Here is an 11,761-nt window from a genome sequence, read left to right on the forward strand (position 1 = left end):
GCGCGACCTGCGGCAGGCGGAGACCACCTCGGCGAAGGGACAGATCATGTCAGGGATCCAGCAGCTCTCACCGTTCCTCATGTTCGAGAACGGGCGCGCCGAGGAGGCGTTGAACTTCTACGTCGACCTCTTCGGCGGCGAGGTCGTCCTCATCGACCGGTACGGGCCCGAGAACCCGGCGATGGACGGCAGAGTCCGCCTCGCCACGTTCGCGATCGCAGGCACGCAGGTCAACATCATCGACAGTCCCGTCCCGCACGGGTTCGGGTTCACCCCGGCCCTCTCGCTCTTCTACCGGGCGACGTCGCAGGCCGAGCTCGACCGGCTGTGGACCGGCCTCCTCGGCGGGGGTGGGCACGCGCTTATGCCGCTGGGCGACTACGGGTTCGGGCCCTTCGGGTGGCTCAACGACCGGTATGGAGTGTCGTGGCAGCTCAACCTCGCTGCCGCGGACGCAGGGGTCGGTGACGGCGCTGACGGCGGGGCGGCCGGCGGCGGGATGGCCGAGCGGACCGCGTAACGGCGAGGGGACCGCTCCGGGACGGTCCCCTCGCGCCCGCCTGGTCCCCTCGGCGAACGCCGGCCGGCGGCCACCGGCTCAGCGGGCAACTGCATGCACGGTACCGGCTCAGCGGGCACCGGGGCTCAGCCCGACGAACTTCGCGCGAACCCTGGCCCGCGCGCGGCCACCTGTGCTACCTTGGCGCTCATGGGAACATTGAATCGCGGCGCAATGACTGCGCTCAACTTCTACATCCGTGACCGCCGCGCCTGACAGCGCGCACGTTCCTCGATCTTTCCTCAGCCGCTGAGCATCGCCCTCAGCCGGAGCTGACCGCGTCGGCACTCATACCCGTCGCGACCTGAACAGGAACCCCGATCCTCTCTCGGGTCGGACTGTCACCGATCACGCAGTTGCGCGCTGTCCTCCCGGATAGTCATCGGCATCCGGGCGACGCGGCAACCACCGAAGACACACTGTCCGATCCCGCCATCACGGTCGGATCCCGGCATCTCACCAGTGTCTTCGCATTCCGCAGCCTCGGGTGCTCTCCATCCAATTCCTGGAGCACCACGCCATGCGACCCCATTCCCAGCGTCCGCATTCGCGGGCCGGCGGCCGAGAGGAACTCGGCCAGAACTTCCTCCGCGACCACAGCCACATCGCCACGATCGTCAGTCTCACCCGCGCCACCGCGGGATCGATCCTCGAGATCGGACCCGGCGCGGGTGCCGTGACCGCCGAGCTCTACCGGCTCGGCAGGCCGCTCACCCTCGTGGAGATCGACGAGACGAGGATCAGTGAACTCTCACACCGATTCCCCCGCGCACGAGTCGAGCACGCCGATGCTCTGAGAACCCGGTTCGACGCCGAGGTGGTCGTCGGCAACCTGCCCTTTCACCTCACCACGCCCATCCTCCGGCGACTGCTGCGCGCTCGCACGTGGCGCACAGCGGTGCTCCTCACCCAGTGGGAGGTCGCACGCAAACGCGCCGGAGTGGGCGGGGCGACGATGATGACCGCGCAGTGGAGCCCCTGGTTCGACTTCCACCTCATCGAGCGGGTCCCGGCCCACGCGTTCTCCCCGAAGCCGAGCGTCGACGGCGGCATCCTCACCGTCGACCGCCTCCCGACCGGGCTGGTTCCCCACCGGGACCGGTCCTCCTACCAGCAGTTCGTCCACGCGGCCTTCACCGGTCGCGGACGCGGAATGAAAGGAATCCTCACCCACCTGAAGCTCACCGACCGACGACGACTGCAATCGACCATGGACCGCCATCACATCAGAGGAGACGCATTGCCCCGCGAACTCACCCCCGAACAGTGGGCCGGGCTCTACACCGCCCTGTCTGCCAGCAGCCCTGCGACACCGGCCGGACGACCGACCGGACGCCGGACGCAGAGGACCACCACCACGCCGGAGAAGGCACGAGGAAAGGAAGAGACAATGCGCAACGACAAAGGTGCGAAGAAGAACGCTCAGACGAAGGACAAGCCCGTCATCACCGGTGAGCTGCCGATCGTCGGCGTCGAGAAGCCGGCCGCTCGGCTCGACGCCCCGATCCCGGGAGTCGACACCTCGGCGAAGAGCCACGACAAGGCCCACCTGCAGGCCGAGCGCGGCTACATGCCCCAGCACGGGAAGAAGAGTCAGCCGCAGCCGCGGTGGAACCTGCCCCGCCGACAGGGGTGAGTGAATCCGCCGAGGTGGGTCGGCCGTTCGCGGTCGCCCCACCTCGGCGCTCCATCCCCCGACCGACCGATCGACGGCGATGACGAGTCCACCTCGGCGATGAATCCGCTCAGCGGCGAATGATCGTCACAGGAGGCGGATGTTGTCCTTCGCCTCTTCCCACAGCTCGGGGATCTCACCGTGGAGTGCGCGCTTGAAGACGCTGAGCGTGAACTTCCCGACGAGCTCGGCGTCGACCGTCGACGGCAGCGCGAGCGCGCGCTTGTCGACGACGACATCGACGACGACGGGCCCGTCCCTGTGCGCGAGCGCCTCGGTGAGCTGGTCGCGCAGGCGGGCAGGGTCCTCACACCGGATGCCCTTGACCCCGAAGCCTTCGGCGATGGCCGCATAGTTCGCCGCCGGGAAGCCCGTGCCCCAGGGCCGGAAGCCGGCTTCCTGTTGTTCGATGTTGACGAAGTCGAGCTCTTCGTTGTTGAGGACGACGTGGACGATCGGGGACCTGTGCTGGCGTTCGGTGAGGAGATCGCCGAGGCCGAGCATCGAGAATCCCCCGTCACCGCAGAACGCGATGACCTGACGGCCCGGCACCGCCTTCGTCGCGCCGAACGCATACGGGGAGGCGTCGGCCATCGAGGCCCACGAGTACGAGCCCAACTGGATCCGGTCGCCGCCGAAGCTCATCTGATGGGCGACCCAGATCACTGAGGTGCCGGTGTCGGCGGTGACGATCGCGTCCTCGTCGATGAGCTCGTCGAGCAGCGAGGCGAGGTACTCGGGGCGGATCGGCGAGCGCTTCTCTCCCCCGTCGACGTAGTGCCGCAGCCGCTTGGTCCAGCCCTCGGTCGTCTTCTGTGCGGTGCGGAGGAACTCGTCGTCGGACTTCCGTTCGACGAGCGGCAGGAGCTTCTCGAGGAAGGCCCGCACATCGGCGGGCACACCCATCTCGAGCGCGACACGACGCCCGAGGTGGGAGGCCAGGTTGTCGACCTGGACGACCTTCGCATGCCCGCGGTCGAGAAACCCGGGGAACGGGAAGTCGGCGCCGAGCATGACCATGACGTCGGCGTGCTTGATGCAGTCGTTGGCCGCCCCGTAGCCGAGGAGCCCAGTCATGCCCACGGCGTTGGGGTTGCCTGCCTCGAGCCAGTTCTTGCCTTTGAGCGTGTACCCGACCGGGGCACTCACCTTGTCGGAGAGCTCCTGCACGAGGTCAGCGGCGTGCTCGGTGCCGTTGCCGCCGAAGAGGAAGATCTTCTCGCGGGAGTTGATGAGGTCGGCGACCGCGCGGACGTCCTCATCGCGTGGGGTGAGCACGGAACGGCGCGAGGGCGTGTACTTCGGCGGTGCGTCCAAGGGCGACTTCGCGCTGGCGACGTCGCCGGGCAGGGCGATGACGGTGGGACCGAGGTCCTCGGTGGCGATCGTGATCGCCTGCTGGAAGACGGCCCGCGACTGTTCGGGGCTGACGACGCGCCCGGTATAGAGGGAGGCGGTGCGGAAGAGGTCGTACGGGCTGATCTCCTCGACGGCATCGGTGTCGATGATGCTCGTCTCGACATCACCGGCGATCGCGATGACCGGAGCCTGTTCGTGGAGGGCGTCGAGGAGACCATTGAGCAGATGGGTGACGCCGGGTCCCGCGGTCCCACAGACGACGACGGGCCCCGCGCTGAGCTGGGCGTCCGCCGAGGCGGCGAAGGCGCCCCACTCCTCGTGGCGGACGTGGATGAACTCGATCTGCGGGTGTCGGGAAAGGGAGTCGATCGTCGGGTTGAGTGCGTCTCCGACGATGCCGTAGACCCGTTCGACGCCTGCGTCGATGAGCATTCCCCACAGGTCGTCGGCCACTGTTCTTGCCATGTTCGCTGCTCCTCTACATCCGGAGCCGGCGCTCTCGTCGGCTGGTGACTGCGAGCCTACTCCCGTCTCGCGACGGCACGTCGGGTGGTTCCTGCGAATTCATCGAACGTCGATGCGCGCGGGCCGGCACACGAACCTCACCGATGGGGACGAGGCTGCAGATGCTCGCATCGCCGCAGTGTTCACCGCCTCCGGGCGGTACCCACGGCACGAGCCCAAGGCAGAATGACCTACAGGTCGCCACCCATCCGCCGACTATGCTGACGAGAACACTTCGCTGTCTGATGATCTTGGAGCAGAAATGGTGTCGAATATCGGTTCGCATATCCACCGGTACATCAACGGCTGGTGTCCGAGTTGCAATGAGTCCAGCAGCCTCAGCCCGGGCCCACTCAATGATGACGGCACCATCGAGTTCCGAACCTGCGTCGATTGCGGGACGACTGTCGAAGACCACGACCCGCGGTTCTGGTCGACCGATGCGGATGCCGAAGAGGACGGAATCGTCTGAGCGACAACTGATTCCCTAGGACAGATAGACCGCCGAGGCGGCCGCCGACTCGATCTCGGTCGGTGCGCCGCCGTCGACGGCGACCGCGACCATGCCCTCACCTGCACCGGGGACGACCATAACGGCGGCACCTGGGCGGAGTCCCGCCTCGGCGAGGATCGCAAGCATCTCCGGATCGGCGTCGGAAACTCGCAGCACCACGTACGTGCCCGGGTCCGCCTCGGCGAGGAGGAGCGAGGTCCTATGTGACTCGACGGCACCGTCGGGGCCGGGGATCGGGTCCCCGTGCGGATCCGCGGCGGGGTGCCCGAGAAACTCGTCGATCCGGTCGATGAGGAGGTCGGAGGCGGCGTGCTCGAGGGACTCGGCTTCGTCGTGGATCTCGTCCCAGCTGTAGCCGAGCGACTCGACGAGAAACGTCTCGATGAGCCTGTGGCGCCGAACCATCGACACGGCGATCGTCTCCCCCGCGGCAGTGAGCTCGGGCGGACGGTAGGGCACCCGGTGGATGAGGCCAAGCTCGTCGAGCCGCTTGAGGACCTCGGTGACGTTGGCCTTCGTCGTGCCGAAGCGCTGGGCGAGCTCGGTCGCCGTCATCGGGTCCCCGCCCCACTCGCGCGCTGACCAGATCGCCTTGAGGTAGTCCTGGCTGACCTCGGACACTTCGCCTGCACGCATGGGCTCAGCGTAGCGGATCGTCCTCCGCCGAGGCGGTCGGTCGGTGGGTCGAGCACGGCGTCGCCGAGTCAGCCCGGCAGTCGTCGTCGAGACTGCGGAAGAGGCGATGCGCCGGCTCAGGTCGCGCCGGCGGGCCTCACCTCGGTGACGGTGAAGACGTTGGCCACCGCCCGTTCGACCCCGCGGCAGGTGAGGAAGTTCGGGGCCGACCGGCTCACCCCGATGACGACGTCGAAGGATCCCAACTCAGGTCGTGTGCCCTCGACCCTCACCGTCCACACCCCACCCGCCGAGGTGGTCGCACCGATCGCGTAGTCGAAGCGTCCGGCCGGTCCCGCATGCTCGAGGACGGCCGCGACCGCGACCTGCTCGAGGGAGTTGAGGTCGGTGTATCCGCGCAGGTGAGACCCGTCGATCTCATCGGCGAGGTGGCCGGAGATGACGTCGAGCGCAGATTCCTCGTCGAGGTTGCCGTAGTAGACGCCGTCGGGGACGACGAGGATGTTCGCGGCGAACCGGTCACCGCCGACGTGCGTGCACTCCCACACGAGGTCGGGCCACTCCTCGGCGAGGACTGCGGCCACGGGCCTGCCGCGCACGGCGCAGCAGACATCGTGCTGACCGTGCGCGCAGACGAGGACGACCGGGGGCAGGAGCCCGGCGTCGTACGTCTCGTCGAGTTCGACGGAGGGGAGGTCGACCGCCTCGGCGAAGGGTGCCTCAGGGATCGCACCCGGAGTCGACTCCGCGGGTCGGTTCCGGATCGCCTCCAGGGCGCCGACGATCTCGAGGAGATCGGAGTCGTCGTCCCACGACCCCCACATCTGGTGAAGGCGCCCCGGTCCGGCGAGGTGCATGACACCCCAGACGCCGGGACCGCCGCGCGTGCGCCGGCCGGGACGGCGGATGAGGAGGATCCGCGCGCGCAGCGCTTGCGCGGCGTAGAAGACCTCGGAGCGGACGCGCCAGTCGATGTCGAGGCCCTCGAAGCCGTTGAGCGGCCAGCCCCCGCGATGCTCGATGAGCACCCAGAACGTGCCCATCGGCGCGGTGCCGACGATCCCGTCGCCGCGGTCCCGGGCGGCGTTCGAACAGCGGAAGGCCTGCGTCATCGTCGTCTGCTCATCCTCGGTGCTGCTGGTTCCGGGCCGGTCGGGAGTTCACACGCTCAGACGAGGGCAGGGACGAGGGCGCCGGCGGCCAGCAGCCGTTCGGCCAGGGGGCGTCCGATCTCATCGACCGAACGTGGGGCGCCGTCGAGAAGGGCGCGCACGGCCGCGAGGTCGTCGGCGGTGAAGTCGAACCAGCCGATGCGCGTGTGCAGGCGCTCGCCGCTGAGCGTCGGGTCGAGGCCCGCCCGAAGCCGAAGCGGGGTGTCTCCGCTCAGCGACTTCATCGCCTCGTGCTGGGCGAGGGGGCCGAGTGGTGCGGGACGGGCCTGCGATCGCCGGGTGCGGTCGATGCCTGCGGTCGGGTCGGCCTCGGTCACGGCGGCGATCATCGCCTGTTTGATGCGCTCGAGCACGTCCGCGTCGGGGCGGGACTCCCCCAGCGCCAGGCTCGCGCGCATCGCCGGGTCATCCTGGAGGTGTGCGAGCGCGACCTGGGCGAGCTGTTCGGCCACCGCGAAGCGGGTCCAGTTGTGGATGCCGAGGGTGAGATGGATCGAGACCTCGCCCTGAGCCGTGGCCGCATGGAGCCATCCGCGAGGCAGGTAGAGGGCATCGCCGGGTTCGAGGACCGCGTCGATCGCCGGCTCTGTCGCGGCGGCCCGACCGACGGCCTCACGGCGGTCCGTCCACGGCTGGTCGCGCAGCGGCGAGTCGAAGACCGGTTCGTGGATGACCCAGCGCTTCGTCCCCTGGATCTGGAGGACGAAGACGTCATGGACGTCGTAGTGGTCGTCGAAGCCCTGGTTCTGGGGCGGAGTGATGTAGGCGTTCGCCTGGACCGGGTTGCCGAGCTCCTCGCTCAGCGCCGAGGAGAAGGCCCCGATCGGCTCCCAGGTCCGCTGCAGCGCCTGGAGGACGAGGGTCGCACCGTCATGGAACTGACGCCACAGGCGGGTGTCGTCGAGCTGGTCGCCGATCGTCGCTCCGACACCGGCGGGAGAGGTGAACGACGAGGTCGGAAGGGTCGCACCGTCCTTGGCGACCCGAAGGAACGGGGACCGCAGTCCTCGTGCGGAGATGAGTTCGTCGACCGCGTCGGCCGAGAACAGGTCGGAGAAGTCGCTGACACCACGGCTGAGCAGGGCGCGCCTGCCCCAGTAGTCATCGGCGAACGTCGTGCGGGGAATGTCGATGAGGCGTGATTCCAACACCCCGGCGCCGTTGTCGACGCCGGGGTGTCGGAGATCAGGGGAGAACGTGCTCAAAGCCGGTCGGCTCCTCCGTCGGCACCACCGTCGTGGACACCCGGCTCACCCGAGGCTCCACCGTCGGCGGGACCTTCGGCACCGCCGTCGGCGCCGCCGTCGTGGACGCCCTGGGTGCCGCCGGCGCCGCCATCGGCCGGACCTTCCGCTCCACCGTCGGCGCCACCGTCGTGGACACCGGGCTGACCTGAGGCGCCGCCGTCCGCGGGACCTTCGGCACCACCGTCGGCACCGCCATCGTGGACACCGGGCTGACCCGAAGCACCGCCGTCCGCGGGACCTTCCGCTCCACCGTCAGCACCGCCGTCGTGGACACCGGGCTGGCCTGCGGCGCCGCCGTCGGCCGGGCCCTCGTTCTCGTTGGGATCGAAGTTGGACTCTGTCATGATTCCTCCTTGATGTCACTTGCCCTCGGCGGCACCCGCGTCATCTCTCGAGTGGTGTGCGGGTCAGCGTCGTCCCCCGTGGAACGAGCCGCCATGCTGACAGGCTACTTGTGAAAACTGCCGTTGTGAACAGGGACGGAGAGGATTCTCACTGCGTTCACCGAACCGCCCTGGGAGTCACCGCCCGCGGAGTCCCCGAGGCGTTCACCGAACCGCCCTGGGACTCACCGCCCGGCGAGCTCCTGAGCCTTCTTCTCGATCTCGGGAAGACCCGCGGCACTGAGGTCGATGACCCCGGAGGCGATGACGTGCTCGTGGAGCGGCTCATGCCGGAGGGCGAGGAACTTCTCGAACTCCTCGGCGGCGTTCGACGTACCCGTGCCGTGCCCGAGGAGGACGAAGTCGCGACCGGAAGCCTCCTTATCGATCTCGGTGACGAGATCGTCGAAGAACCGGTCGAGGTCCTTCTTGTCGTCACGACCGGTCTTCTTCTCCACCGTGCGCATGTGGTGCCCGCGCGAGTCGGGGTTCTTCTCATGCTTGTGCTGGTCGACCTCGACGTCGTGGGCGCTGAGGTAGAAGTCGTAGAAGCGGGCGTCCTCGTCCGTCATCGTCACGACGAAGAGGTGCCCCTGGCCTTCGGTGCTCTCGTGGGAGGCGAAGAGGTGGCGAGCGCGTTCGATGTCCTCGATGCTCACGAGTCCGTCGTGCTGACGGCGGAAGACGACGCGGTGGCCGTTCATGTCCACCGCGAGACGATCGCCCGACTCCTGCTCGACCTTGTCGGCGTAGTTCTCCCACATCGTGATGAAGTGCTTCCACTCGATGTCTCGCGGAGCGGGATGGCCGAGGATGGCCTCCTTCGTCTTCTGCGGGTGATCGCTCATGATGCCTCCTGGGTGCTGTGGGGAAACCAGCCCGGCGGCTCTGCGACCGAGGTCGCGGCAAGCCGACGTGCTTCGACACGGGTTCGCGCCGTAGACCAGAGGATAGCGGTTCCCGCTGTTGCCCACATCACAGAATCGGTCCATAGTCGGAAGTGAGGGGCGTCGCGGCTGCGGCAACCGAGCCTGCGGGCGGCGACGGCGACCGCCTCGGCGGGAAGGAGGAGACGATGGACGTCGGCGCACTGCTCGTCCTGCTCGAGGCGCCCGACTACACGATCGCCCGCGAGATCCTCCAACGCGGCTTCGCCGTCCTCTTCCTCATCGCCTTCCTCAACGCGTGGAACGAGTTCCCGGCCCTCCTCGGCGAGAAGGGTCTGCTGCCGGCGCCGCGCTTCCTCGCGCTCACCACCGCGAAGCAGGCACCGAGTCTCTTCCGGTGGTCGCGCACTCCGTACTCCGACCGTAACCTGCGGATCGTCTGCGCCCTCGGCATGGTCCTCGCGGTCACCGTCATCGTCGGTCTCCCCCAGGCCGGTCCTGCGTGGGTGCCGATCCCGGTGTTCCTGACGATGTGGTGGTTCTACTTCTCGATCTCGTCCATCGGCCAGCGCTTCTACGGCTTCGGCTGGGAGAGCCTGCTGCTCGAGGCCGGATTCCTCGTCGGCTTCCTCGGATCGCACGCGGTCGCCCCGCCGCTGCTCATGATCCTCCTGCTGCGCTGGTTCACCCTCCGCGTCGAATTCGGTGCCGGGATGATCAAGATGCGCGGCGACAGCTCATGGCGCGATCTCACCGCGATGAACTACCACCATCAGACCCAGCCGATGCCGAATCCGCTCAGCCGCACCGCCCACCTCATGCCGACGTGGTGGCACAAGGGCGAGACCCTCGGCAGCCACATCGTCCAGCTCATCGCGCCGTGGCTGCTCTTCCTCCCCCAGCCGATCGCGTCGTTCGCGGCCATGGCGATCATCATCACCCAGCTCGCGCTCGTCATCACCGGCAACTATGCGTGGCTGAATTGGGCGACGATCCTCCTCGCGTGCGCGGGGATCAGCGACTCGTTCTTCCGCTGGATCGTCGGGGGTCCGTGGCCCGAGTGGGGCATCGACGCCGCCGTTCGCCGGGTGGACGAGGCCTCCCTCGCCGAGGCAACCGGCACTCCCGCTGACACCCTGACCTCCCCGTTGTGGTGGGTCCTCCTCATCATCGCGTTCGTCGTGTGGCAGTGCGTGCTCAACGTTCCCGCGCTGCGCAACCTCTTCTCGTCGCGGCAGCTGATGAACGCGCACTTCAACCGGTGGGGGCTCGGCAACGCCTACGGCGCGTTCGGGTCGATGTCCGAGGTCCGCCACGAGATCGCGATCGAGGGCACCCTCGACCCTTCGGGCACCGACGGGTGGAGAGAGTACGTGTTCAAGGGCAAACCGGCTCATCGTAATTGAGAGTGTAGAACCGGTCTGAAGCCACCGGACTCGAGCAGACACCTCGCGATGTAATGCGTGAGGTTGCGGAATCCCAGCGCGGACCCGCGTAGATGCTCGAGTCTGCCGTTGATCGCTTCAGTGGGACCGTTCGACGTTCCCGGTCGGGTGAAGAACGCGAGCACATCAGCAGCTCGACGCTTCAACGTTCGTCCTAACCGTTTGAGCTCGACAAGTTCGGATGGCAGATTCGTTGTCAGGGCGTCGATGACCGTTTGCAAGAGTCTCTTGCCCTCTTTGCGGTCCGCGGTTCGGTAGGCGCTGACAATGTCTTGGTAGACGGCCCAGGTGACTTCGACTTCGGTGAAGTTCGGGTCAGCGAAGAGGTTCGCGATTCTTTCCTGCTGCTTGGTCGTGAGTAAGCTGCTGCCCGTGTGCAGAGTTCTTCTTGCCCGGTACAACGGGTCCTTTGCTCGTCCGCGATGGCCGGTTGTCTCTTGCTGAACTCGGCGACGTACCTCGTCGAGGGCATCACCGGCGAGTTTGACGACGTGGAAGGGGTCCATGACTTCGACAGCGTCGGGCAGCTCCTCAGCTGAGGCTGTTTTGAAGCCGGAGAATCCGTCCATCGCGACGACGTCGATGCCCTCACGCCAGTCTTTCGGTCGGTCTTTCAACCATTGTTTGAACACCTGCTTCGAACGGCCAGCCACCATGTCGAGCAGACGTGCCGAGCCTGTTCCCTCGCTGATCGGGGTGAGGTCGATGATGACGGTGACGTACTTGTCGCCACGCCGGGTATGCCGCCATACATGCTCGTCGACACCAATGACGCTGACCCCGTCGAAACGAGTCGGGTCGTTGATCAACAACCGCTGACCTTCAGCGAGGACGGCGGAGTTCGCGGTGTGCCAGGACACTGCGAGTTTCGCAGCGATGACGGACACGGTGTCGTGATCGATGACGAGGGCACGCAACGCCCAGTCGAGGCCGGTTCGCGAGATCTTCGCTCGTGGTGGTGCCGCGGCTGTGGCGTCTTGACGCCAGACGCGGCCACACTCGACGCATTTGTAACGGCGGAGGCGAAGATGAAGCGTGGTTGGTCGGTAGCCGAAAGGTTCGTGGGCCAGACGGCGGACGACGGTATCGCGAACGATCCCGTGGCCACCGCACCGACGGCACCAGTCATCAGCAGTGTTGGGCCGGCATTCCAGAATCGCCTTGTGCCCGGTGATGTTTTGGCCGGTGCAGGTCAGATCGAGGGTGTCGAGTCGGCAGAATGTCGTGAGGTCAGGGGTCGAGAAAGTAGGCTTGGCCACGTCGAGGTCTTTCGGATGGATTGTGTGAGAACTTCCATCATCGGAAGACCTCGACGTCTATCCGCGCAGCGACTCGCCGTGTCCTGGAATCACCGATCTACACTCTCAATTACGAAGAGCC

Annotated in this window: 10 protein-coding genes; 3 read left to right on the forward strand and 7 right to left on the reverse strand. The window is 67.2% G+C overall.

Annotated elements, in window-relative coordinates; all coding sequences use genetic code 11:
* The first annotated feature begins 46 nt into the window (after positions 1–46).
* Together EZE58_RS13360 and erm are read left to right on the forward strand one after the other, a co-directional pair.
* Complete coding sequence (locus EZE58_RS13360) at positions 47–520, forward strand: VOC family protein (RefSeq protein ID WP_009377508.1); 474 nt, start codon at positions 47–49, stop codon at positions 518–520.
* 559 nt (positions 521–1,079) lie between these two features.
* A complete protein-coding gene (gene erm, locus EZE58_RS13365) occupies positions 1,080–2,195 on the forward strand; it encodes a 23S ribosomal RNA methyltransferase Erm (protein ID WP_009377509.1) in 1,116 nt (371 codons plus the stop codon).
* A gap of 126 nt (positions 2,196–2,321) precedes the next feature.
* Here the strand turns inward: erm and EZE58_RS13370 are convergent, their stop codons facing one another.
* The 6 genes from EZE58_RS13370 to EZE58_RS13395 all read right to left on the reverse strand — a co-directional run bounded on the left by EZE58_RS13370 (position 2,322) and on the right by EZE58_RS13395 (position 8,897).
* Positions 2,322–4,058, reverse strand: a complete 1,737-nt coding sequence (locus tag EZE58_RS13370) for a thiamine pyrophosphate-dependent enzyme (RefSeq protein ID WP_205772276.1) — start codon at positions 4,056–4,058, stop codon at positions 2,322–2,324.
* A gap of 526 nt (positions 4,059–4,584) precedes the next feature.
* Positions 4,585–5,247 (reverse strand): metal-dependent transcriptional regulator, encoded by a 663-nt coding sequence (locus tag EZE58_RS13375; protein WP_009377512.1) that lies wholly within the window; start codon positions 5,245–5,247, stop codon positions 4,585–4,587.
* 116 nt (positions 5,248–5,363) lie between these two features.
* Complete coding sequence (locus EZE58_RS13380; RefSeq protein WP_009377513.1) at positions 5,364–6,359, reverse strand: sucrase ferredoxin; 996 nt, start codon at positions 6,357–6,359, stop codon at positions 5,364–5,366.
* 56 nt (positions 6,360–6,415) lie between these two features.
* Entirely contained in the window at positions 6,416–7,624 is a 1,209-nt protein-coding gene (locus EZE58_RS13385; protein ID WP_144588865.1) for a cupin domain-containing protein, read from the reverse strand.
* Entirely contained in the window at positions 7,621–8,010 is a 390-nt protein-coding gene (locus EZE58_RS17260; RefSeq protein ID WP_081590988.1) for a BatC protein, read from the reverse strand. The genes EZE58_RS13385 and EZE58_RS17260 overlap by 4 nt, the downstream gene beginning before the upstream one ends.
* Before the next feature lie 224 nt (positions 8,011–8,234).
* Positions 8,235–8,897 carry a hypothetical protein gene (locus EZE58_RS13395; protein ID WP_167560710.1) on the reverse strand — a complete coding sequence of 221 codons (663 nt, stop codon included), beginning with the start codon at positions 8,895–8,897 and terminating at the stop codon, positions 8,235–8,237.
* 227 nt (positions 8,898–9,124) lie between these two features.
* Between EZE58_RS13395 and EZE58_RS13400 the strand changes: the two genes are divergently transcribed.
* Positions 9,125–10,342: a lipase maturation factor family protein gene (locus EZE58_RS13400; protein WP_167560712.1), complete on the forward strand. Its 1,218-nt coding sequence runs from the start codon at positions 9,125–9,127 to the stop codon at positions 10,340–10,342.
* On the opposite strand, the gene EZE58_RS13405 is transcribed toward EZE58_RS13400, so the two are convergent.
* Positions 10,330–11,640 carry an ISL3 family transposase gene (locus EZE58_RS13405; protein ID WP_167560104.1) on the reverse strand — a complete coding sequence of 437 codons (1,311 nt, stop codon included), beginning with the start codon at positions 11,638–11,640 and terminating at the stop codon, positions 10,330–10,332. The genes EZE58_RS13400 and EZE58_RS13405 overlap by 13 nt on opposite strands.
* Positions 11,641–11,761 lie beyond the last annotated feature (121 nt).

Source organism: Brevibacterium sp. LS14, assembly GCF_012027885.1.
Taxonomy (GTDB): Bacteria; Actinomycetota; Actinomycetes; order Actinomycetales; family Brevibacteriaceae; genus Brevibacterium; species Brevibacterium casei.